Genomic DNA, 22,624 nt, shown 5'->3' with positions numbered 1-22,624 from the left:
CATCTGCCGGTGATCCGGCTTGCCATCGTCGACGATCAGGCCCTGGTGCGGGAAGGGCTGGCCCTGATCCTCGGTGCCCAGCCGGACATCGAGGTGGTGGCCATGCTGCCGGACGGTCCGGCCCTGCTGGACCTGACGCGGTCGTCCGCCGAGCCCACCGACGTGATCCTGCTGGATCTCTATCTGCCGGGCCTGGACGGCGTCCAGGTGTTGCGCCAGCTCCGCTCGCGCCCCGCCGCGCCGGCCGCGCGGGTGCTGATGCTGACCACCATCGGCCGGGCCACCGACATCCAACGCGCCCTGGCCGCCGGGGCGGACGGCTTCGTGCTGAAGGACGCCACCGGCGAGGAGTTGGCCGCCGCCATCCGAGGCGTGCACGCGGGGGTCACCGCGCTCAGTTCGTCGGTCACCCAGGCGCTCTGGCCGCAGCGCCGCCCCGACGCGGCGGCCGCCACGGACGGTACGGCGGGACGCCGCCTCGAATCGCCCGCCGCCCGGCTCGCCACGCTCACCGCCCGGGAACGCGAGATCCTCGACCTGCTCGGTCAGGGGCTGGCCAACCAGGAGATCGCCCGCGCCCTGCGCCTGGCCGAGCGCACGGTCAAGACGCACGTCAGCAGCGTGCTGGCGAAGCTGGGAGTGAGCAGCCGCACCCAGGCCGCCCTGCTGCTCCGGGACGTGCCCGACTGAGCCACCGGCCGGGGGCACCGCCCGCCGGCCGACCGCCCGGGCCGTCGGGCCCCTGCCGTCCGTGCGGGCTCCGGCCCGAAAGACGTAGACCGACTGCGACCTTCGCCGGTTCCGGGGACCGTCGGGGGACGGAATGCTGACCGGGCCCGTCGCCGAGCCGTGAGGAGAACCGTGTCCCCGTCCGACCCGACCCATCGTCGCCCCGTGTCCCGGCGGCGGCGCGTCCTGCGCGGCCTGCTCGTCGGCGTACTGGTGTTGACCGCCTACTGCTACGTCAACAACACCACCGTGTTCTCCGACGCCGCCGGCGCTCGGCCGTCGTTGCTGGCGCACCGCGGGCTCGCCCAGACCTTCGGGTTCGAGGGGATGACCAACGACACGTGCACGGCGGAGCGCATCCACCCGCCCGAGCACCCGCACCTGGAGAACACGATCGCCTCGATGCGGGCGGCCTTCGACGCGGGCGCCGACATCGTCGAGTTCGACGTGCAACTCACCAGGGACGATCGGCTGGTGGTCTTCCACGACCACATGCTGGAGTGCCGGACCGACGGCACCGGCAAGGTCCGCGACCACACCCTCGCCGAGCTGCGCCGGCTGGACATCGGCTACAACTACACCCACGACGGCGGCGCCACGTTCCCGTTCCGCGGCAGGGGCGTCGACCTGATGCCCACCATCGAGGAGGTCGTCGAGGCCTTCCCCGGCCGGGAACTGCTGATCGACGTCAAGAGCGGCGACCCGGTCGAGGGCGAGCGTCTCGCCGACTACCTGGCCGCCCTCCCCGCCGACCGGCTCAGGACGATCACCGTATACGGCGGCGACGAGCCCGTCGCCGCGCTGGCGGGCCGGCTGCCGCAGGTGCGGGTGCTGTCGAAGGCCACCCTCACCGACTGCCTCTACCGGTATCTCGCGATCGGCTGGACCGGGCATGTGCCGGCGGCCTGCCGGAACCGGCAGCTGCACATCCCCGAGACGTACGCCCCCTGGCTGTGGGGGTGGCCGGACAAGTTCGTCGACCGGATGGCCGAGCACAACAGCCGGGTCGTGATCGTCGCCGGTGACGGCGGCTTCTCGCAGGGATTCGACAGCGCCGACGACTGGGAACGGCTCCCGTCCGGGTACACCGGGGTGGTCTGGACGAACCGGGTCGACCGGGTGGCGCCGCTGCGCGACCGGAGCGCGGCGTTGGAGCAGCCCGGCGGTGGGGCGGGCCAGCAGCGGAGCTGACCGGCGACGGCCGGCCGCCGCGCACCGGCGCCGGCTCCGACGTGGCCGGGAACCGCCCCACGTGGCCGCTCAGGCGGTGTCGACGATCCGGTTCCCCCAGGCCCAGGCGGCGATCTCGACGCGGTTGCGCAGGCCGAGCTTCGTCTGGATGGTCGACACGTGGCTCTTCACCGTGCTGAGGGAGATGAACAGCTCGGCGCCGATCTCCAGGTTGGTGCGGCCACGGGCGATCAGCCGCACCACCTCGACCTCGCGGGCCGACAGGGCCGGCAGGGGCCTGCCGGTGCCCCGCGCCGGTCCGGTGAGTTGGCGGAGCAGCCGCACGGTGATCGACGGGGACACCAGCGCGTCCCCGTTGTGGGCGGCGCGGACCGCCTCGACGAGCAGCGCCGGGCCGGCGTCCTTGAGGATGAAGCCGGCCGCGCCGCCGCGCAGCGCGCCGTAGACGTACTCGTCGAGGTCGAACGTGGTGACCACGACGACCCGCATCGGACGGGGCACGCCGGGCCCGGCGAGCGCCCGGGTCACCTCGATCCCGTCGAGCCGGGGCATGCGGATGTCCACCAGGCAGACGTCGGGACGCAGCCTGCGGGCCTTGGCGACCGCGTCGACCCCGTCCGCCGCCTCGGCGACGACGTCGATGTCGGGCTGGTCCTCGAGGATGAGCTTCAGGCCACCGCGGACCATCGCCTGGTCGTCGGCGAGCAGGACGCGGATCGTCATCGCGGCTGTCCGTTCTGGATCGGCAGCGTGGCCAGGACCGACCAGCCGCGGTCCGGGCGGGGACCGGCGCGGAGCGTGCCGCCGAGCGTCTCGACGCGTTCGCGCATGCCGACGAGACCGTAGCCGCTCCGGTGTGCGGCGCGGGGCGTCGCAGGGGCGTCGTCGGTCACCTCGACGGTGACGGCGGAGGGCGTCTGATCGACGGTGACGGTGACGCCGTGCGCGTCCCGCGCGTGGCGGGCCACGTTCGTCAGCGCCTCCCGGACGATCCGGTAGACGGTGCTGGTCACCTCCGGCGGCCACGTCCCGCTCTCGTCGGGCGCCAGCAGGCGCACCGACGGGCCCTGCCGGCTGAAGCGTTCGACGAGGACGCTGAGCTGCTCCGGCCCGGCCGAGGCGGGTGGCGCGTCCTCGGTGTCGCGCAGCAGCCCGACCACGCGGCGCATCGCGCGCAGCGCCTCCGCTCCGGCGGCCTCGATGCCGGCCAGGGACTCGACGGCCCGCCCGGGGTCCCGCCGGGCGACGAGACGGGCGGCCTGCGTCTGGACGAGCATGCCGGTGATGTGGTGGGCGACCACGTCGTGCAGTTCGCGGGCCAGCTCCAGCCGCTCGTCCCGGCGGACCTTCTCGGCGGCGGCGGCCGCCCGGTCGTCCTGCCACCGCAGCGCGAGCCCGACGGCGACCGCGCCGAGCCAGGCCACAAGGTTCATCCCGAGGACCGCCGAGGGGCCGGCGGGCTGCGCCCGGACGGCGAGCCAGGCGCCGCCGACCACCGCGAGCCCGCCCGCGGCGAGCGCGACAGCCGAAGCCGGAGGCAGCGCGCGCACCGCCGACCCGACGAGGACGGCGAGCGCCAGCGCCATGGCCGGTCCCGGTTCGGTCGGGAGGTGGAACACCCGGGCCGCGACGACGGCCAGCCCGGCGATCCCGAACCCGGCGACCGCCGTCCACGCCCGCTGGCGGTGCCGGAGCAGCGCCAGCCCGCACACCGCGACGGCGGCCGCCCCGCCCGCGAGCCAGTATCGCGGGCCCCACGTCTGGGCGATCGCCACGGCCTGGAGGACGATCGCGACGAGGAAGGCCACGGCGAGCCCTGCCGTGGCCGCGGCCTGCGCCGGCCTGTCCCCGACCCTCATCCGCATCACGGTACGTGCCCACCGTCGACCGCACGCAGCGTGATCCCGACCGCCACGGCGAGCAGCCAGGCGACCGCGTTCACGACGGTCACCGCCGTGAAACCCGCCGCGTCGGGCAGCGCGGTCAGCCAGGTACCGCCCACCACGGTGAGCCCGCCGGCCGCGACGGCCGCGGCGGCCGGCCCGGGCAGCGTCCGGATTCCCGATCCCACGAGCACGGCCAGCGCCAGCGCGGTGACCGGTCCCGGCTCCTGCGGCAGGTCGGCGACCCGGGCGACGACGGCGGCCAGCGCCGCGAGCGCGAGCCCGCCGGCCACCGGCCAGATCCGCCGCGGCCCGCGCAGCAGCGCGAGTGACGCGGCCGCCGCCCCGGCCAGGCAGTCGAACAGCCAGTAGAGCCCTCCCCAGCTCGCCGCGATCAGGTACGCCGTGAGAGCGAGCCCGGCGACGAGGACCAGGCCCAGCACGGTGTCCGTCGCCATTCGGCGCGTCGTGTCCATACCGAGGACGCTAGGAACTCGCCGCTCGACGCGAACCGGCCGAAAGTAGGGTCGTGGGCGTACCGGCCCCCGCTTCGGACCGATGCCCGCCCCCGCCGGCCGCTCGCAGGATGGGCGCATGCAGACACCATTGCTCCTGCACGCCGAGCGGCTGACCAGACGGTACGGCCGCCGTACGGCGCTGACCGACTGCGACCTGAGGATCCCGCGAGGGCACATCGTCGGGCTGGTCGGCCCGAACGGCGCCGGCAAGTCCACGCTCCTCCAGCTGGCCTGCGGCCTGGTCGGGCCGACGTCGGGCACGCTGTCGGTCCTCGGTGCGGCGCCGGCCGCCGACGCGTCGCACCTGGCCCGGGTGGGCTTCGTCGCCCAGGACACCCCGGTGTACGCCTCGTTCACCGTCGCCGACCACCTCAGGATGGGCTCCTGGCTGAACCCGTCCTGGGACCCGGCCCTGGCCGAGCGCCGGATCGCGGAGGCCGGCCTCGACCCGACACAGAAGGCGGGCCGGCTGTCCGGCGGCCAGCGGGCGCAGCTCGCGATGACCATCGCCGCCGCGAAGCGACCCGAGTTGCTCATCTTCGACGAGCCCGCCGCCGCGCTGGACCCTCTCGCGCGCAGGGGCTTCATGCGCAACCTCGTGGAGTTCGTCCGTGAGTTGGGTGCCAGCGCCGTGCTCTCCTCGCACCTGCTCGACGACGTCGAGCAGGTCTGCGACTACCTCGTCGTCCTCTGCGACTCGCGCGTCCAGGTCGCCGGTCCGGTGCCCGATCTGCTCGCGTCGCACCACCGGGTCGCCGGCGGTGCGGCCGCGCCGGCCGGGGCCGAGGTCGTCTGGGCGGAGCCCGGCGGCGCCGTGGTCCGGGGCGACGCGACGACCGGGCACGTCGAGCCGGTCACGCTGGCGGAGCTGGTCCTCGCCTACATGTCGCGGGCTGCGGGATCCGGCGCCAGGCCCGGCGCGGGCGCGGCGGTGACGCGATGATCCGGATGAGCCTGCGGCAGTTCCGGGTCCAGGCGCTCGTCGGAGCGCTCCTGGTGCTGCTGGCCGCCGGCTACCTGTTCCGCCTGGGCCAGGACATCCGGGCGGTGGCCGACACCGCCCAGCTGCCGGGCCGGTACGGGCAGACGATGCTGTTCCTCGCCGCCGGCTTCGGTCTGGTGCCCGCGCTCGTCGGCGCGTTCTGGGGCGCGCCGCTCGTCGCCCGCGAGCTGGAGGCCGGCACCCACCGACTGGTGTGGAGCCAGAGCGTGCCCCGGCGCCGGTGGTTCGCGGTCAAGCTGCTGGTTGTCGGCCTTGCCGGCGTGGCCGTCGCGGCTGCGCTCAGCGCGCTGTTGACCTGGGCGGCGGGCCCGGTCGACCAGGCGGCCGGCGACCGGTTCAGCGGGATCCTGTTCGGCGCGCGAGGCGTCGCGCCCGTCGGTTGTGTCGTCTTCGGTCTCGTCCTCGGCGCCGTCACCGGGCTGCTGGTACGCCGTACCCTGCCGGCGATGGCGCTGGTGTTCCTGGCGATGATCGCGGTGCAGTTCGCCGTGCCGAACCTGCTGCGGCCGCACTACCTGCCCGCCGAGCGGACCACCGTGCCGATGAGCGCCGACGCCATCAACCAGGCCCGCTCGCTGGGCAGCATCACCGGCGGGCCGGTCGTCGGCGGGATGGAGATACCGGGCTCCTGGGTCACGGACACCAGCCCGCTCCTGACGTCCGACGGCCGGCAGCTCTCCGACGCCGCCTTCGACCGGTGCCTCGACGACGCCCCGAAGACCGGCGCCACCGGCAGGTTCGGCGACACCGCGGTATGCCTCGGCGAGCTGGATCTCCACGTCGACGTCGCCTACCAGCCCGACCGGCGGTTCTGGCCGTTCCAGTGGATCGAACTGGCGATCTATCTCGGCCTCGGCGCGCTGCTCGTCGCGGTCGGCCTGTGGCGCGTCCAGCGGCGGGCCGCCTAGAGCTCCTGCACGGGGCGGGACAGCAGGCAGAACTCGTTGCCTTCGGGATCGGCCAGCACGACCCAGCTCGCGTCGGGGCTCTGCCCCACGTCGACGCGTCGCGCGCCGAGGGCGAGCAACCGGTCGAGCTCCTCGGCGGTGGACACGCCGTCGGCGCGCAGGTCGAAGTGCAACCGGTTCTTGCCGGTCTTGCCCGCCGGCACGGCCGCCACGTCGATCATGGGCCAGGATCGGTCGGAGGCCGCGATGGTGATCACCTCGTCCTCCTCGTCGACGACCCGCCAGCCGAGGACCGAGCACCAGAAGTCGGCGATCAGTCGGGGTCGGACGGCGTCGATCGCGATGACGGCAAGGCGGCTCGGCATGCCGTCATTCTCGCTCACCCCCGGCGACGCCGCGGGCTCGGTGTGCGGTACGCACGGACGACGCGTGCGTACCGCACGGTGAGCTGTTCGCCCCTGCTCGGCACCGGCGGAGCGGGGAAAGGCGAGGTGTTGAAGGGGCTGCCGCCGACCTGTTACGCGAAATTGAATTCGCTTTCGCGGTGGTGGACAACAACAGGCTTTCGGTCCCACTTAAACGTATATCCCACCCCGGGGCTTGCCACAAGACCCGGGTCCTGCCGCAGAATCGTCGGCCGGACCCGGAAACGGGGCGAGGAAATGGGCGTCAGGCGGGTGCCGGAAATCGCCGGACGGGTGGAGCGGTCGGCCGACGGCCAGAGGGGCGGCGAGCGGATATGAAGACGCCAGAAGGGCACGACCGGGCTGCGGACGCCGGTCGTCCGGGCGGTCGGCGGGGTGCGGCGGAGGACGGCGGCTCCGGGGGTGCCACGACCGTCGAGCGGTACGTGGCGGACCTCCGGGATGTCGACGAGACGCAGGTCGCGACCGCTGGCGGCAAGGGCGCGCAGTTGGGGGCGTTGTCGCGGATCGACGGCATCCAGGTGCCGGCCGGCTTCTGCGTGACGACGGACGCGTTCCGGCGGATCATGGCCGAGGCGCCGTCGATCGACGAACGGCTCGGCCGGCTGTCCCGCCTGGACCCGGAGGACCGGGAGGCGGTCGGCACGCTCAGCGCGGAGATCCGGCGGATCGTCGAAGACGTCGCCGTCCCGGACGACGTGGCGGCGGCGATCACCGGCGCGCTCGCCCGCCTCGGCGACCAGGCCGCCTACGCCGTGCGGTCCAGCGCGACCGCGGAGGACCTGCCGACGGCCTCCTTCGCCGGCCAGCAGGACACCTACCTCAACGTCGTGGGGCAGGCGGCGATCCTGCGACACGTCAGCCGGTGCTGGGCGTCGCTGTTCACCGAGCGGGCCGTGACCTACCGCCGGCGCAACGGCATCGACCACCGCGCGGTCCACATGGCCGTGGTGGTGCAGCAGATGGTGCTCCCGGACGCGGCCGGCATCCTGTTCACGGCCGACCCCGTCACCGGCAACCGGAGGGTCGCCACCGTCGAGGCGAGCTTCGGCCTCGGCGAGGCCCTGGTCTCCGGCCTGGTCAACCCGGACGTCTACCAGGTGCGCGACGGCGAGATCGTCGCCAGGACGGTCGCCGCCAAGCAGCGTGCCGTCCACGCCCTGCCGGCCGGCGGGACGCGGCAGGTGGCGATCGACCCGCGGCGGCGGGAACAGCTGGCGCTGACGGACGCGCAGGTCGTGCGGCTCGCGCGGCTCGGGCGGCGGATCGAGGCACACTTCGGCCGCCCGCAGGACATCGAGTGGTGCCTGGTCGACGACGACTTCCGGATCGTGCAGAGCCGGCCGATCACCACGCTGTTCCCGGTCCCGGCGGCCCGCGACCGGGAGAACCGCGTCTACGTCTCCGTCGGTCATCAGCAGATGATGACCGACGCCATGCGGCCGCTGGGCGTGTCCATGTGGCAGCTGACGGCCATGACGCCGATGCACGAGGCCGGCGGGCGGCTGTTCGTCGACGTCACCCCGAGCCTGGCCGCACCCGCGAGCCGCCCCGGCCTCCTGGAGATGATGGGAAAGGGTGACCCGCTGATCAGGGACGCGCTGGAGACCGTCCTCGACCGCGACGACTTCGTCCTGACGCCCCCGCAGGCCGGTCCCGGCGGCCCGCCGGTCGGCGGCGCGCCCGCCCCGATCGAGACCGACCCGGCCATCGTCACGGAGCTGATCGAGCGCAGCCGGGCCTCCGTCGACGCCCTGCGGCGCGACATCCGGACGAAGACCGGGCCGGCGCTGTTCGACTTCCTGCTGGAGGCCTTCCAGGAGCACAAGCGGGTCCTCGGCGACCCGCTGAGCATGCGGGCGATCATGGCGGGGATGGAGGCCACCTGGTGGCTCAACGACCGGCTGCGGGAGTGGCTGGGTGAGGAGAACGCGGCCGACACCCTCACGCTCTCCGCCCCCGGCAACGTCACCTCGGAGATGGGGCTGGCGCTGCTCGACGTCGCGGACGCGATCCGCCCGCACCCGGAGGTGGTGGCGTTCCTGGAGGGCGTCGACGACGAGGGCTTCCTCGACGAGCTGCCGAAGCTCGCGGGCGGGACCGAGGCGCGCGACGCCATCGCGGCCTACCTCGACGCGTACGGCATGCGATGCGTGGGCGAGATCGACATCACGCGACCGCGCTGGATCGAGCGTCCCACCACGCTGGTGCCCGCCATCCTCGACAACGTCCGGAACCTCGAGCCGGGCGCTCGCGAGCGACGCTTCGAGCAGGGGCGCCGGCGGGCCGAACAGAAGGCACGGGAGGTGCTGCGCCGCCTGCGGGCCCTGCCGGACGGGGAACGGAAGGCGGCGGAGACGAAGCGGATGATCGATCGCGTCCGCACCTTCATCGGCTACCGGGAGTACCCGAAGTACGCCATCATCTGCCGCTACCTCGTCTACAAGCAGGCCCTGCTGGCGGAGGCCGACCGCCTCGTGCGGGCCGACGTGCTCCGCGAGCGCGAGGACATCTTCTACCTCACGTTCCAGGAACTCCACGACGTGGCGCGCACGCACCGGGCGGACGACCAGCTCATCCGCCGGCGGAAGGACGAGTTCAGGTCCCACCGGTCGCTCACGCCACCCCGGGTGCTCACGTCGGACGGTGAGGGTGTCGCGGGGGCGTACCGGCGCGACGACGTGCCGGCCGGCGCGCTGGTCGGCCTCCCGGTCTCCGGCGGGACCGTCGAGGGGCGGGCCCGGGTCGTGCTGGACATGGCCGAGGCGAACCTCGAACCGGGCGACATCCTGGTCACCGCCTACACCGACCCGAGCTGGTCGCCCCTGTTCGTCGCGATCGCGGGGTTGGTGACGGAGATCGGTGGCCTGATGACCCACGGGGCGGTGATCGCCCGGGAGTACGGGCTGCCCGCCCTCGTCGGCGTGGAGCACGCCACCAGGCTGATCCGGGACGGGCAGCGGATCCGCGTGCACGGCGTCGGCGGGTACGTCGAGATCCTGCCCGACCCGCCGGCCGGGGACGGTCGTTCGTAGCCTCCGGGGCCGACGGCCGGGATACGCGGGGTGGCCGGGACGGGCCCCTCCGGACGGCGGGGGGATGGCCGGGTGCGCCGTCAGCCGGCGTCCGGCCGTCCTACGTCCACGGGTCGCGCGCCGTCACCTCACCCGGTCACCTGCCGGCGATGGCCCGTTCCCGCTGTCCTTGATTGTCACCGGTCACTGATGCGAATCCGCCACTCCGTCGGAGGTATTGGTGGAACGATGCAGGGCGTGGGAACTGCGAGGACATCCATGCCTGCCGTCTCGCCGCTTGCCGGCGAGCCGATCAAACGTGCCGATGCCGAGCGGCTCGCGGGAGTGCTGAAGGCATTCGCCGATCCGGCCCGGCTCCGGCTGCTCAGCCTGATCCAGTCCGCCCCGGAGGGCGAGGCGTCCGTCAGTGACCTCACCGCGCCGCTTGGTCTGTCCCAACCGACCGTGAGTCACCACCTGCGGATCCTCACCGAGGCCGGCCTGCTCGAACGCGAGAAGCGCGGGGTCTGGGCCTACTACCGTCTGGTGCCGTCCACGATCAACGCCGTGGCCGACCTGTTGACGCCGCCCCGCAAGCGGGCGACGAAGAGGTCGCGCTGACCGGCGGTCCCTTCCGGTGCGCCGGCGCGACGAGGAGGAGCCCCCACCGCGACGCCCGCACGGCACGCCCCGCCGCTCCCGCGGCTCGCCCCGTCGATCCCTTCACGAGCCGACGAAGCGCCTCTCTTCGGGGGCGCGAGGACGAGGTCAACGGCTCGCCGGCCGCCGCAACGACGCGTCCAGCCTCCGCAGCAGCTCTCCGGCGCGGCCGCCTCCACCCGGGGCGTCCGGGTAACGCGCCAGCACGCTCACCACGACGAGCCCCGCCAGCCCCGCGGCCCTCTCGATGTGGTCGACCCCGACGTCAGGGTCGTCGCCGGCGTCGAGTTCGAGGGCCCGAGCCGCGTGGGCGGCCGCTCCGAGGATGTGCTTGACCTGGGTGGCTCTCGCCAGGGGATGCAGGAACGCCGCGCTGGCCGCGGCGACGGCCGCGCGCGCGGCGTCGCTCGCGGCGGTCTGGCCCGCGTCGCGCGTCTCCTGGTACGCCCGGTTCGCCGCCCACGCGCTGTCGCGGATCGCCTTGCTCCGCCTGGCTCCGTCCGCGAACGCCTGCGCCGCGTCGATCGCGGCTCGCGGGCGCCGGTCGTCGGGACGGGAGCGTTCGAAGATCACCAGTGCGGGCCGCGCACACCGCGCCGCGTAGCCGGCGACGGCGCGCAGCTCAACCATGTCGAGTTCGACCGTCGCGGTCCCTCCTGCCACCATGCCGTAAACGGTATCGCTGAACCGACGGTTGAAACTTCCTCCGCGATACTGCCGGCGCATGGGCGAAACCCTCAAGGTGGTGACAGGCCAGGCCGACTTGCCCCGCGCGGGCGCACGCATCGCGGGAAGCCGGAGCGTCGGGCGGTCGGCCCACCCGTCGGTCCGGTACTTCTCAGGCGGCCTCGTGCTCGGTAGCATTCAGGTCGCTTCCCTTGCAGCCATCGGGCGAGCCGACACGGCGAGCTGACCTGGGGAATGTGCATTCCATCCGTTCCCAGGTCACGGAGGCACCCTTCATGTCGTCCCTGCCGCGAGCTGTTCCCTTCACCATCGACGTCCCCGACGAGCTGCTGGCCGACCTGGCCGAGCGGCTGGCCCGCACCCGCTTCCCGCGCCCCACCGCGAGCGGGTGGCGTGCCGGCACAGACCCGGGCTACCTTCGCGAGCTGGTGACCTACTGGCGCACGGCCTTCGACTGGCGCGCCCGGGAACGCGAACTCAACGCGCTGCCGCACTACACCGCCACGCTGGACGAGCGGCGCGTGCACTTCGTGCACATCCGGGCGGCCAGCGGCACCCCCGCTCCGCTGCCGCTGGTGCTCACCCACGGCTGGCCCAGCAGCTTCGTGGAGATGTTGCCGCTGGCGGCGCGGCTGGCCGACCCCGCCGCCCACGGCGGCGAGCCGGACGACGCCTTCGACGTCGTCATTCCGTCCCTGCCCGGCTTCGTGTTCTCGGAACTGCCGAACCACGGCCCGGTGACTCCCCCGGTGGTCGCCGACCTTTGGGCCAGGCTGATGACCGACGTCCTGGGCTACCCCGCGTTCGGCGCGTACGGCGGCGACATCGGCTCCCATGTCACCGGCTTCCTCGGCGCCCGACACCCGCGGCGGGTGGTCGGGATCCACACGCACCACCCGAGCCTGCACCCCGTCCTCGACGACGCCCGCCCGCTGTCCGCAGCCGAGCACGCCTATCTGGAGGCGCGATCCACCGAGCACCACGGCGACGACGACGGCTACGCCGCCATCCAGAGCACCCGACCCGACACCCTCGCCGCGGCCCTGCTCGACTCCCCCGCCGGCCTGGCCGCCTGGATCGTGGAGAAGTACCGGGCCTGGAGCGACTGCGACGGGGACCCGGAATCCCGGTTCAGCAAGGATCTGCTCCTCACCATCGTCACCCTCTACTGGGCCACCGGGACGATCGGCTCGTCCTTCCGGCCCTACTACGACGACTCCCGGACCCCGCCCCTGCGCGATGTCGAGGTGCCGGCGGGGGTCCGGCTCACCGCCGAGGACCGGGACTACCCCCGCGAGTACGCCGAGCGGGTCTACCGCGACCTGCGCCAGTGGCGCGGCCCGCGCCGCGGAGGTCACTTCCTTGCCCTGGAGGAACCCGACCTGCTCGCCGGCGACCTGCGGGACTTCTTCCGGCCGCTGCGCGCCAAGGCGTAGGCCCTCGGCGCCCGTGCTCGTGGGCTGTTCGCTGGGCACGGACCTGGCCCTGCAGCACGCCTGCGAGCACCCCGGGAGCGTCGCCGGGCTCATGTCGACGTCGATGGCCGGCGACGGCGGCGGGGGCCGCCCGCGACGGCCGGCCGGCACGGGACCGCCGAGGGATGCAAGCATGCGCCGATGCAGATCTCCATGTCGGTCCCCTACGACGAGAAACAGCTACGGCGCACGCTCCACTTCCTCCTCCGGCCGCAACTGAAGCCCATCCGCGTCATGGGCTGGCTGTTGATCGTCCTCGGCCTCGCCATGGTGGCCCTGAGGTTGCCGGCGCCGGTCTCCTACGGTGCCCTGGTCCTGGGACTGCTGTTCGTCGTGGCGATCGCGCCGATCACGGTGGCTCAGTCGATGCGGATGCAGTCGGAGGTCATCAAGGACGGATTCCACATCACGTTGGACGACGCGTGGATCACCGTCACCTACCCGCTTGCCGAGTCGCGGTTCCGGTGGAGCGGCCTGGGCCGCGTCATCGAGACCTCCGAGGTCTGGTACGTCATGTTCGGCAAGCTTCAGGCGATCATGATTCCGAAGGCCCCGATGACCGAGGAGCAGCGGGCCGAGTTCGCCGCCTTCGTCGACGGCCTGCGCCCCGCCGTGCGGTGACCGGGCCCGGGGCCGCGGTCGGGCGGGACCGGCCGAGGCCCCGGTGCCTACGTGCCGACGGTGGAATCCGATACGCGGCCCCGCGCGCCCGTGGTGTGCGTACCGTCGTCACGTGGAGGTGCTGCTGCGCGGCGGGCCGGGCGACGGCCAGGTCGTGCCCGGCGGCGGGGAGACCGTCGTCTGGCAGACCTGCCTGTACGAGATCACGACCGAGTACGGCCACCGGCACGGCCGCGACCTGCGAATCTATCGCCACCGCCCCGACTGCTGCGAGCCGTACGGCCGGGGCGCCGAGGACCGCTGCGAATGATCCATTCGGCGGGGTCAGGCCCAGGCGCGGTCGAGGGCGAGCGCCAGCCGCCTGGTCCACTGCGCGGCGGTGCCCGTGACGCCGGGATACTCGTCGGTGAAGTTGGTCCAGTCGACCTGCCAGGACAACACGGTCTCGGCGGTGAACGTGTCGGCTTCGGTGCCGAGCTCCGGCGTCAGGAGCTGCCGGACGAGGGCCCGGTCGACGGTCGTGTGCTCGGCGAGCAGGACCGCGTCGTAGAGGTCCTTGCCCTGCGGGTACATGTCGGTGGCCAGCCACATCAGCTTCCACGCCAGCGCCAGCGGGGCGGGCGCGGCCAGCAGTGGTTCGTCGACGTCGGGCAGCACCAGCACCTCCGGCGGGAGCGGGAGCCGTTCGCCGAAGACGATGTCGACCTGCACGTGGCCGTCCGGCGCGTCCGGCGCGCTGAACGGGATGACGGGGCGGCGTCCGTCCGCTCGTTCGTACGTCCAGATGGCGGACTCGGTGATCGCGTCTGGTCGCAGGCCGGCGCCGGGCGTGGCGCGGACGGCGGTCCTGATCTCGTCGAGCAGCGCCCGGGCGTCGGCGCTGTCGCTGGTGATGGTGTGCGGGGTGACGACGAAGTCGAGGTCGCCCGGCTCGCGGGCGGCGTCGCCGACCCAGGCCGCCATCGTGACGCTGCCCCGCAGGACCAGGTGCCGACCCCAGTCGCTCGCGGCGACGGCCGTCAGGACGTGGCGCATGGCGGCGCGCCGGGCGTCGGTCCAGAGCCGGCCGGTGGCCGCCACGAGGAAGTCGGGCTCGCCGGCCCGGTAGGCGTTCGGGTACTGCTTGAGGGCCGGGTCGAAGGCCGCCCGCTGGCGGACCGTCGGGCCGGCGGGCAGCGGCCGGCAGGTCGGCGGGTAGTGCGGGGTGCCGGCCGGCGCGGACCTCATCCGGGTCTCGCGGTCCCGGGCCCAACCGCTCGCCGTCGGCGTGGGCGAGTCGAGCCAGCCATGGTCGTGGTGGCGGTCGCTGTCGAACACGACGTACTCCTGCTCCACCGCCGTGGGCTCGTGGCCCGCGGCGCGGAGGGTGTCGACGAGCTCGTCCAGCCGCTTCCTCGCCGTGGCCAGGCCGACGCCGTGGCAGCGTTGGTTGACGAACCGTTCCTGCGCGCCGTCGGCCAGCTCCCGGCGGGCGTTGCGGGACAGCCGCGCGCCGTGCGCCGCGACCAGGTCGGTGAGGCCAGCAGATCCGCCACCGCCGGGCGGAACAGCAGCAGTTTGACGTGATGCTCGAAGTACCGGTCGCCCGGCTCGGTGGCGGCCTGCTCGTCCGACTGCGGCACGCCGGCGCACCACGGCGCGGCCTCGATCTTCGAGCGGCACGGGTGGATGTCGGCCTCGCGCAGTTCGCCCTGCCAGCGCCGCACCGCGGCGTGCTGCTCGGTCAGGGTGCCTCGCCCGGTCGGGGTGAGCATCGGTTGCGAGACGTACGCGCCGCGGTCGAGCACGATGTGGACGAACTTCATCCCACGATCGGCGGCGAACGCCGACAGCTTGTCGGCCTGTGCAGCGTGAGCCGTGATGTGGATCTCGAAGTCCCCCGACACCTCAGGCATCGGCGGAGTCCATGGCACGGGACGCAGGCGGGAGAACGCCATTTCCGGATCTGCCACGGCGCCCACCTGCGTCAGGCGTCGGCGATCAGGACGCGGTCGCCGCGGCGCGGCTCCGGCTGGAACATGCCCAGCATGTCCTCGCCCTCGGCGACGACGGCGTCGCGCTCGCCCGTCGTCAGCGCGCGCAGCGGCGTGATCCGCAACGTCGCGGCGCCGTCGTCGGCGGTGACCGCCCAGGTGCCCGCGACCCGGCCGTCGACCAGCAGGAAGCGGGCGCCCGTGACGCTCAGCCCGCGATGCTCGTCGTCGATGACGCGACTGCGGTCGTCGTAGCCGAGCACCGCGTTGTCGAACGCCGGCAGGAATCGCGGCGGCGCCGGGGTCTCGGGGTCGGGCAGCGCGCCGTCGGGCACGTCGAGCAGCTCGCGGCCGCGTTCGTCGCGGAAGGTCCGCAGCCGCGGGCGCAACCGTTGGACGGACTCCCGCAGCCCGCTCAGCCCCGACCAGGCACGGATGTCGGCGGCGGCCGCCGGGCCGTGAGCGGCGAGGTAGCGCAGGACCAGCGCGTCGACGGTGGCCGGCGACTCGGGTTCCAACGGGCGGCCCAACCACGCCTCGACCGTCGTGTTGTGCGCGGCGCCGCGCTGGCCCCAGACGCCGCGGGGTGGCACCTGCACGAGCGGCACCAGTGTGCTGAGCGCGTCGCCGAGCCAGCGCGGCTCCACTCCCGGCCAGCGGTCGGCGATCTCGCGGGCCGCCTCGGTCAGCATCCGCGGCCGCTCCTCGAACACCGGCCGGCCCAGTTTCGCCAGCTCGTCGAGGTCGACGCCGGGCAGCATCCGACGCAGCGTGGACCACATGCGTTTGACCAGCATCGCCTGGTGCACCGGCCGCAGGGCGAGACAGTCGCGGGCGGTGACCAGGTGAAGGGTGCGACGCATCAGCAGCGTGCGGACCGCCCGCCGGCTCACCAGCAGCTCGGCCAGTGCCGGCGGCTGGAAGCCGGCCAGACGGCTCCACAACCCGACGTACGGCTCCAGCGGCTCCTGCGCCTGCAACCCCACGAGGTGCTCGAGGGCGTCGGTGACCGGCATGTCGTGCCGCCGCAGCAGGAGCTGGCGGGCCAGGAGCGCCCGGTTGAGGGCGCGGCGGTCGAGCGTGCTCATGGCGGCGACGATATCGCCCACCCCGGACACTCTCCCCGAGGTAGTCCGGTGGATCCGCCAGACCGGCGGGGTGCTGACGCAGCCGGCGGCGGACGGTCTGCGGATGGAGGTGCAGCTCGACCGCGTCGGCGTCGGCGTCGGCGTTCATGTTCTCCTGCAGCAGGGCGAGCGGGGTGCCGGCCGGCGGTTCCCGCTGGCTGTCGCGCACCTTCGACAGCGGGCGCAGGCGACGCCGCACCAGCGCGGCGAGCATCTCCTCGTCCTGGAGAGGGTCAGGGTGGCGAGGTGGTCGCCGCCGCACCACGCGGTTCCGGCGGGCCGCCCCACGACCCGGGGCGGGCAGGGTGGCTCCGGCGCGGGCGCCGGAGCCGGCCGGCCGGCCCGCGCACGCTCCGGCCAGCGCCGTCCGTGTCGCGCCGCAGCGGGCCGGCCGGCGGGCGTGGCCGCGACGTCAGACGGTGATGACCACCTTCGCCCGTGCGTGTTCGGCTTCGAGGTAGCGGATGGCCCGAGGCACCTCGTGGAGCGGATAGGTCCGGTCGATGACCGGGGTGAGCCGGCCGGCCTCGGCGTGGGCGCGGAGCGCGTCGAGGTGCCGCCGGTCGGGTGTCGCCGTGAGGGTGACGACGCGGTGCCGGGCGAGGGGCGCCAGCAGCCGGCCGCGCGCGAGCAGCCAGACCGGCCCGACGAGGCTGCCGCCGCGGTAGACGCCGCCGCCGGAGAGCACCAGCGTCCCGGTCGGGGTCAGCGCCCGCCGCAGCGCGGCGAGGGAACGGTTGCCGACGAGGTCGAACACGACGTCGTGGCGGCGCGGCTCGCGGGCGAAGTCCGCGCGGGTGTAGTCGACGACGTGGTCGGCGCCGAGGGAGCGGACCAGGTCGACGTTGCGGGTGCTGCACACCCCGGTCACGGTCGCGCCGAGCGCCTTGGCCAGTTGCACCGCCAGGGTGCCGACGCCGCCCGAGGCGCCGTTGACGAGGACGCGGTCCCCGGCCTCGACCCGCCCGACGTCGCACAGTCCTGTGAGGGCGGTGGTGCCGGCCAGCGGCAGGGCGGCGGCCTGCTGCGGTGTCAGGTTCGCCGGCATCGGCGCGACCGTGGTCTCGGGGACGCACACGTACTCGGCGAACGCGCCGTTGGCGTCGCCGAGGTCGCCGAAGACGGGGTCGCCGGGGCGCAGCCGTCGCACGTGGGCGCCGACGGCCTCGACCCGGCCGGCGAAGTCGCGGCCACGGATGCGGGCCCGGGGCCTCGACAGGCCCATCGTCAGCCGGGCCAGTCGCGGGTCGCCCCGCATGGCATGCCAGTCGTACGCGTTCAGCGCCGCCGCCTCGACCCGGACGAGCACCTCGTCGGCGGCGGGCGCCGGCGTGGGGACGTCCGCGAGCGTGAGTGTCTCCGGCGGGCCGTATCGGTCCTGGACGATCGCCTTCATGTCCCCTCCCCTGGTGTACGCCGTACACCTGAGGATAGGTGTACGGCGTACACCCGTCAAGGCGGATAGGGTCGACCCGCTGCCGAGAGACGGGGACGAGATGGCCGAGACGCTGCGCCGGGCACCGCTGAGCAGGGACCGGATCCTGCTCGCGGCCGTGGCGCTCGCCGACGAGGCCGGGATCGAGTCCCTCAGCATGCGCAACCTCGCCCAGGATCTGGGCGTCGTGCCGATGGCCCTCTACAAGCACGTGGCCAACAAGGACGAGCTGCTCGACGGCATGATCGACGTGGTCGTCGGCGAGATCGACCCGCCCGAGCCGGACGCCGACTGGAAGCACGCCCTCCGCCGGCGCGTCCTCTCGGCGCGGCAGGCGCTGCGGCGCCACCCCTGGGCGCCGCTCGCGATCGAGTCGCGGAACATGGCGACGCCGGCCGTCCTCGCCTACCTCGACTCGACGGTCGGCACGCTCCTGGCCGGCGGGTTCTCCACCGATCTCGCCCACCACGTGATGCACGCGCTGGGCAGTCGGATCCTGGGCTTCAGTCAGGAGCTGTTCGACGCGTCCCGGCGCGCCGGTCGCTCCGGCGCGACCGATCCCGATCCACCGGCCGCCCTGCCGCCGGAGGCCGCCGCCCGGTTCCCGCACCTCGCCGAGATCGCCGCCGCGGCGTCCCACGACGACGGGTCGGTCGTGGGGCAGGGCTGCGACGACCAGTTCGAGTTCGAGTTCGCGCTGGACCTGCTGCTGGACGGCATCGAACGGCTGCACCGCCAGGGCTGGACCTCGTCGCACCGGCCCCGCTGAGCCGGTCGCACCGGCTCCGGCCGATGGCGGACCGCGGCCGTCGCCCTACCCCGGCGGGAGGCCGGCGGGTCGGGACACCCAGGGCCGCTGAGTATCCGTGCCCAGGTGCATGGTGGCGGACGTTCCTACCCTTGACGCGTGGTGATGACCTTCCTGCGCCAGTGGACGCTGCGGTTCGCGAGCTTCTCGCTGACCGGCCTCTATTCGCTGCACCAGGTCCATCCGGCGGTGTGGCGGTTCATGGCGCGCAACTACCGGCCGTACATGAGCCGCTTCGCCCGTCTGCACGCGTGGATGACCTGCCAGTTCGCCGCGATCGACGTGCCCGCGTACGGCGACTTCCTGCGGCGCAACGGATGGCGGTTCCGCTGGTTCGACCTGTCGTCGTACCCGCCGACGGACAAGCAGTCGTACGTGACGGCGTACCCGGAGGCCCAGCGCTGCTGGCACGGCGAGATCGAGATCGCCGGCAGCGTCGTCGACGAGTCCTCGGGCTCGTCCGGCCAGCCGTTCAACTGGATCCGCAGCCGCCGCGAGCTGCGCTCGGTGCACAAGAACCTGGCCGGCTACGCGACGATGGTGTTCCCGTCGAAGCGGCGCTTCGTCATCAACGCGTACTCGATGGGCGCCTGGGCCACGGGCACCAACACCGGCATCGCGATGGCCAAGATCGCCATGGTGAAGAACACCGGCCCGGACCTGCAGAAGATCGCCGACACGCTGCGCTACTTCGGGCCCGGCTTCGAGTACATCGTCACCGCGTACCCGCCGTTCCTCAAGCACCTGCGCGACAAGCTCGACGCCGAGGACTTCCCCTGGGGCGAGTACCGGATCAGCGGTCTGGTCGGCGGCGAGGGGATGACCGAGGCGCTGCGCGACTACCTGGAGGAACGCTTCCTGAAGGTACGCTCCGGCTACGGCGCCAGCGACCTCACCATCGGCATCGCCGGGGAGACCGACCTCACCGTCTGGGTCCGCCGCCGGCTGCGCACCGACGCCGACGTGCGGGCCGCCCTGCTCGGCCCCGACGAGCACCGGCTGCCGATGGTGTTCCAGTACAACCCGCTCGAGACGTACCTGGAGACCAACGCCGAGCACGAGGTGATCTGCACGATCAACTCGACGGCGGTGCTCAACCCCAAGGTCCGCTACAACATCGGCGACGAGGGCCGACTGGTCGCGTACCCCGACGTGCTGGCCGCGATCGGCGACCCGGCCGCGCGGCGCGACGCCGAACGCGCCGCGCGGACCGACCGGATGCGGCTGCCGCTGCTGTTCCTGTTCGGCCGCAAGGACAGCACGATCTCCTACATGGGCGCCAACATCTACCCGCAGGACGTCGAGTACGGCCTCTACGCCGGCAATCCCCTCGCGCACCTGCTGCAGAGCTTCTGCCTGGAGCTGGCGGAGCACGCCGACCTGGAGAGCCGGCCGGTGGTCAACCTGCAACTGCGCGAGGACGCCGCGCTCGGCCCCGACGAGCGGCTGGCCCTCGCCGAGACCTGCCGGGACGGGGTGCTGCGCCACCTCTCCCAGGCCAGCCGGGACTTCGCCGAGTCCCTCGCCGAGGACCCGTCCGCGGCCGACCTGCGGGTCCGGGTCCACGACCACGGCACCGGGCCGTTCGCCGGCACGGCATCCAAGATCAAGAATGTGTACCTGGTGAGGGGTGCGACGACGTGAGGACCTCCGACTTCTCCGCCGCGCCGCCCGTCGGCCAGGCGACCGCCATGTTCGTCGGCGCCACCCGCTACCGGGGGCCGCGCTCGATCCTCACCCTCACCCGCACCTGGTTCCGGATGGTGCGGCAGATGAGGCGGATGGACGGATACCGGTGGCACACCGTGTACTACCAGTTCCCGTTCACGCTCGGCACCATCGCGTTCTTCAGCGACCGCGACGCGCTGCTCAAGTTCGCCCGCAGCCGCCACCACCGCGACCTGATGTGCTGGGTCACCGACCACGGCACGCGCAACGCGACCGGCGGCTACATCCGGCTGTACAACGCCGAGCCCGAGGGCTACAGCAACGGCGTCTGGCGCGCCGAGGGCGACGCGATGGCGCACATCCCGACCTTCACCCCGCTGTCCACCGAGACGGCCGGCCCGCCGGTGCACCGCGGATGAGGGTGACCCCGGTGCGGTCGCGGGCCGACCTGCGGGCGTTCGTCGACTTCCCGCTCCGCCTGCACCCGACCGACCGGTACGTGCCGCTGCTGTCGTCGGTGATCGCCGCGCACCGCCGTACCGCCGAGCTGTTCCTGGTCCGCGACGCGCGCGGCGCGGTGGTGGGGCGGACCAGCGTGCACCGCAGCGCCGCGTTCGACGCCAGGGTCGGGCCGCGGCAACTGTTCGGGCACACCGAGTTCGTCGACGACGACGCGGTCTTCGCCGCCATCCTGGACACGGTCGAGGCCAGGTCGGACGGTCGGCCGCTGTTCGGCCCGGTCGCGTTGCTGCCCAACCAGACCGGCGGGGTGATCACCTCCGGCTTCGCCGAGCGCGGCTTCGTCGACTCGGCCTGGAACCCCGCCTACTACCCCACCACGTACGAGCGGCACGGCTTCCGGCGCCGCTTCGAGGCCGACACCTGGCTGGTCGACCTGCGTGGCGGGGCTTCCGCGCCCGCCCCGACCGCCGCCCCGGTCTCGTCTCCGGTCCCCGTCCCGGTCTCGTCCCCGCTCCCCACCCCGGTCGCCGCCCACCCGGATCACGGGTTCCGCTTCGACGACGCCCGCATCGCCACGGAACGGCTCGTCGTCCGGCACGGCTCGCGGCGGCACTTCCGCCGGCAGCTGCCGATCCTGCGGGAGCTGCTCAACGCCAGCTTCGCGCAGCTCGGCTACTACACCGAGATCTCCGCCGCGCAGCTGGCCGAGCAGACCGACGGCCTCGCGTACCTGCTCGACGAGGGGTTGCTGCTCTGGCTGGAGAAGGCCGGCCGGCCGATCGCGTTCGTCGTGGCGGTGCCGGACATCTCCGAGTTCCTCATGGCGGTCGGTGGCCGGCTCGGCCCGCTCAACCAGCTCCGCCTGCTGGCCACCCGCGCCCGGTACCGCCGCGACGCGGTGCTCATCGTCAAGGGCACCGTGCCCGAGGAGCAGGGCAGGGGGTATCTGACCCTGCTGTCGCGGCAGTTGCACCGCAACCTCGCCGCCGGTGGCTACCGGATGCTGCGCAGCACCTTCGTCGAGCGCGGGAACGCCGCCTCGGCCGCCCAGTACCGGCGCGCCGGCGGACGGCCGCTGCACGGGTACACGTTCTACGAGCGGGCATCGGCATGACCTGGGTCGAGCGGCTACGGGCGCACGAGGCGGTCTGCCGCCGGGCGCCGAGCGCGCACAACACGCAGCCGTGGCGCCCCGGGTACGAGGCCGACCAGATCGTCATCGACGTCGACCCGGCCCGCTCGCTGCCCGACTCCGACCCGACCGGCCGCGACCTCGGCCTCGGGATCGGCGCGTTCGTCGAGACGTGCCTCGTCGTCGCCGCCGACCTCGGCCTCGACGTCACGGCGGTGCCCGGTCCCCGCCTGGTCGCCGCGACGCACCGGTACCCGACCCCGTTCACGATCGCCGACATCGAGGCCCGGCGGGTCGCCCGCGGCCCGTACGCGGCCGGGCCGCTCGACGCGGCCGCGCTCGCCGACCTCGAACCCGGCTTCGTCCACCTGCCGGCCCGGGAGCTCGCGCGCGACCTCGCGGTCGCCGACCGCTGGCAGTTCGACACCCCGGCCGTCGCGGTCGAGCTGCGCGACTGGCTGCGCCTGGACCCGCGCCATCCGCGCTACCACCTCGACGGTCTCACCGACCGGGCCCTCGTCCTGTCCCGGTTCGAGGCGCGGTTCCTGGCCGCCGCGCTGCGCGCGTATCCGGTCGCCCGACGGCTGGGGCTCGCGGCGCTGCTGGCCGCAAGCGGCCGCAACCTCCTGCGGTACGACGGCAGCGTCCTGGTCATGCTGGCGGAGGGCGAGGACCACGTCACCGCGGGACGGCGCCTCCTGCGCGCCTGGCTGACCCTCGCCCGGCACGGCCTGGCGGTCCATCCGCTCAGCCAGCTCATCGACTGCCCGGTGACCGCCGCCCGGCTCGCCGAGCGGGTGGGCGGCCAGCCGCTCGCGGTGTTCCGGGTCGGCCGGCCCCGCACCGAGCCGCCCCGCTCGGCCCGGCTTCCCGCGCGCGGCCGGGCCGCTTAGCGCGACCGGCGG

22 protein-coding genes are annotated in these 22,624 nt (G+C 73.7%); 14 read left to right on the top strand and 8 right to left on the bottom strand.

All coding sequences use genetic code 11. The annotated features are described in order from the left end of the window. Window positions 1-9: 9 nt before the first annotated feature. Entirely contained in the window at window positions 10-690 is a 681-nt protein-coding gene (locus ACWENR_RS06775; RefSeq protein ID WP_452276083.1) for a response regulator, read from the top strand. Window positions 691-894: 204 nt separating this feature from the next. Further along, complete coding sequence (locus ACWENR_RS06770; protein WP_452276082.1) at window positions 895-1,920, top strand: glycerophosphodiester phosphodiesterase family protein; 1,026 nt, start codon at window positions 895-897, stop codon at window positions 1,918-1,920. Between the two features lie 69 nt (window positions 1,921-1,989). Here the strand turns inward: ACWENR_RS06770 and ACWENR_RS06765 are convergent, their stop codons facing one another. From ACWENR_RS06765 to ACWENR_RS06755, 3 genes are read right to left on the bottom strand one after another with little or no spacing between them, the layout of a single operon-like run. Then, a complete protein-coding gene (locus ACWENR_RS06765; RefSeq protein ID WP_452276081.1) occupies window positions 1,990-2,643 on the bottom strand; it encodes a response regulator in 654 nt (217 codons plus the stop codon). Beyond that, window positions 2,640-3,779: a sensor histidine kinase gene (locus ACWENR_RS06760; RefSeq protein WP_452276080.1), complete on the bottom strand. Its 1,140-nt coding sequence runs from the start codon at window positions 3,777-3,779 to the stop codon at window positions 2,640-2,642. The genes ACWENR_RS06765 and ACWENR_RS06760 overlap by 4 nt, the downstream gene beginning before the upstream one ends. Window positions 3,780-3,784: 5 nt before the next feature. After that, on the bottom strand, window positions 3,785-4,279 hold the full coding sequence (locus ACWENR_RS06755; RefSeq protein WP_452276079.1) for a hypothetical protein: 495 nt from the start codon (window positions 4,277-4,279) through the stop codon (window positions 3,785-3,787). Between the two features lie 118 nt (window positions 4,280-4,397). On the opposite strand from ACWENR_RS06755, the gene ACWENR_RS06750 reads away from it, so the two are divergent. Further along, window positions 4,398-5,264, top strand: coding sequence for an ABC transporter ATP-binding protein (locus tag ACWENR_RS06750; protein ID WP_452276078.1), 867 nt, complete (start codon window positions 4,398-4,400; stop codon window positions 5,262-5,264). After that, window positions 5,261-6,232 (top strand): ABC transporter permease subunit, encoded by a 972-nt coding sequence (locus ACWENR_RS06745; RefSeq protein WP_452276077.1) that lies wholly within the window; start codon window positions 5,261-5,263, stop codon window positions 6,230-6,232. Before ACWENR_RS06750 ends, ACWENR_RS06745 begins: the two co-directional genes overlap by 4 nt. On the opposite strand, the gene ACWENR_RS06740 is transcribed toward ACWENR_RS06745, so the two are convergent. Next, window positions 6,229-6,597, bottom strand: a complete 369-nt coding sequence (locus ACWENR_RS06740) for a VOC family protein (RefSeq protein WP_452276076.1) — start codon at window positions 6,595-6,597, stop codon at window positions 6,229-6,231. The two genes, ACWENR_RS06745 and ACWENR_RS06740, sit on opposite strands and share 4 nt — an antisense overlap. 485 nt (window positions 6,598-7,082) lie before the next feature. Between ACWENR_RS06740 and rph the strand changes: the two genes are divergently transcribed. Further along, complete coding sequence (rph, locus tag ACWENR_RS06735; protein ID WP_452276075.1) at window positions 7,083-9,692, top strand: rifamycin-inactivating phosphotransferase; 2,610 nt, start codon at window positions 7,083-7,085, stop codon at window positions 9,690-9,692. A gap of 228 nt (window positions 9,693-9,920) precedes the next feature. Next, on the top strand, window positions 9,921-10,292 hold the full coding sequence (locus ACWENR_RS06730; RefSeq protein WP_452276074.1) for an ArsR/SmtB family transcription factor: 372 nt from the start codon (window positions 9,921-9,923) through the stop codon (window positions 10,290-10,292). 147 nt (window positions 10,293-10,439) lie between these two features. Here the strand turns inward: ACWENR_RS06730 and ACWENR_RS06725 are convergent, their stop codons facing one another. Continuing rightward, entirely contained in the window at window positions 10,440-11,057 is a 618-nt protein-coding gene (locus ACWENR_RS06725) for a putative immunity protein (protein WP_452276073.1), read from the bottom strand. A 236-nt stretch (window positions 11,058-11,293) separates the two neighbouring features. Between ACWENR_RS06725 and ACWENR_RS06720 the strand changes: the two genes are divergently transcribed. From ACWENR_RS06720 to ACWENR_RS06710, 3 genes are all read left to right on the top strand, one after another. Continuing rightward, a complete protein-coding gene (locus ACWENR_RS06720) occupies window positions 11,294-12,454 on the top strand; it encodes an epoxide hydrolase family protein (protein WP_452276072.1) in 1,161 nt (386 codons plus the stop codon). Between the two features lie 180 nt (window positions 12,455-12,634). Further along, entirely contained in the window at window positions 12,635-13,114 is a 480-nt protein-coding gene (locus ACWENR_RS06715; protein WP_452276071.1) for a YcxB family protein, read from the top strand. Window positions 13,115-13,226: 112 nt separating this feature from the next. Next, window positions 13,227-13,424 (top strand): hypothetical protein, encoded by a 198-nt coding sequence (locus ACWENR_RS06710; RefSeq protein WP_452276070.1) that lies wholly within the window; start codon window positions 13,227-13,229, stop codon window positions 13,422-13,424. Window positions 13,425-13,438: 14 nt separating this feature from the next. Here the strand turns inward: ACWENR_RS06710 and ACWENR_RS06705 are convergent, their stop codons facing one another. The 3 genes from ACWENR_RS06705 to ACWENR_RS06695 all read right to left on the bottom strand — a co-directional run bounded on the left by ACWENR_RS06705 (window position 13,439) and on the right by ACWENR_RS06695 (window position 17,610). Further along, window positions 13,439-14,776 carry a nucleotidyl transferase AbiEii/AbiGii toxin family protein gene (locus ACWENR_RS06705; RefSeq protein ID WP_452276069.1) on the bottom strand — a complete coding sequence of 446 codons (1,338 nt, stop codon included), beginning with the start codon at window positions 14,774-14,776 and terminating at the stop codon, window positions 13,439-13,441. A gap of 304 nt (window positions 14,777-15,080) precedes the next feature. After that, window positions 15,081-16,175, bottom strand: coding sequence for a winged helix DNA-binding domain-containing protein (locus ACWENR_RS06700; RefSeq protein ID WP_091105971.1), 1,095 nt, complete (start codon window positions 16,173-16,175; stop codon window positions 15,081-15,083). A gap of 451 nt (window positions 16,176-16,626) precedes the next feature. After that, a complete protein-coding gene (locus ACWENR_RS06695; protein ID WP_452276068.1) occupies window positions 16,627-17,610 on the bottom strand; it encodes an NAD(P)-dependent alcohol dehydrogenase in 984 nt (327 codons plus the stop codon). Between the two features lie 100 nt (window positions 17,611-17,710). Between ACWENR_RS06695 and ACWENR_RS06690 the strand changes: the two genes are divergently transcribed. From ACWENR_RS06690 to ACWENR_RS06670, 5 genes are all read left to right on the top strand, one after another. Then, a complete protein-coding gene (locus ACWENR_RS06690; RefSeq protein WP_452276067.1) occupies window positions 17,711-18,418 on the top strand; it encodes a TetR/AcrR family transcriptional regulator in 708 nt (235 codons plus the stop codon). A 144-nt stretch (window positions 18,419-18,562) separates the two neighbouring features. After that, on the top strand, window positions 18,563-20,101 hold the full coding sequence (locus tag ACWENR_RS06685; protein WP_452276107.1) for a phenylacetate--CoA ligase family protein: 1,539 nt from the start codon (window positions 18,563-18,565) through the stop codon (window positions 20,099-20,101). Then, window positions 20,098-20,544: a DUF4188 domain-containing protein gene (locus tag ACWENR_RS06680; RefSeq protein WP_452276066.1), complete on the top strand. Its 447-nt coding sequence runs from the start codon at window positions 20,098-20,100 to the stop codon at window positions 20,542-20,544. Before ACWENR_RS06685 ends, ACWENR_RS06680 begins: the two co-directional genes overlap by 4 nt. Further along, on the top strand, window positions 20,541-21,701 hold the full coding sequence (locus ACWENR_RS06675; protein WP_452276065.1) for a hypothetical protein: 1,161 nt from the start codon (window positions 20,541-20,543) through the stop codon (window positions 21,699-21,701). Before ACWENR_RS06680 ends, ACWENR_RS06675 begins: the two co-directional genes overlap by 4 nt. After that, complete coding sequence (locus tag ACWENR_RS06670) at window positions 21,698-22,612, top strand: hypothetical protein (RefSeq protein ID WP_452276064.1); 915 nt, start codon at window positions 21,698-21,700, stop codon at window positions 22,610-22,612. The genes ACWENR_RS06675 and ACWENR_RS06670 overlap by 4 nt, the downstream gene beginning before the upstream one ends. The last annotated feature ends 12 nt before the right edge of the window (window positions 22,613-22,624 follow it).

It is taken from the genome of Micromonospora sp. NPDC004336 (genome assembly GCF_053602615.1).
This window is presented reverse-complemented; position numbering and strand designations above follow the sequence as displayed.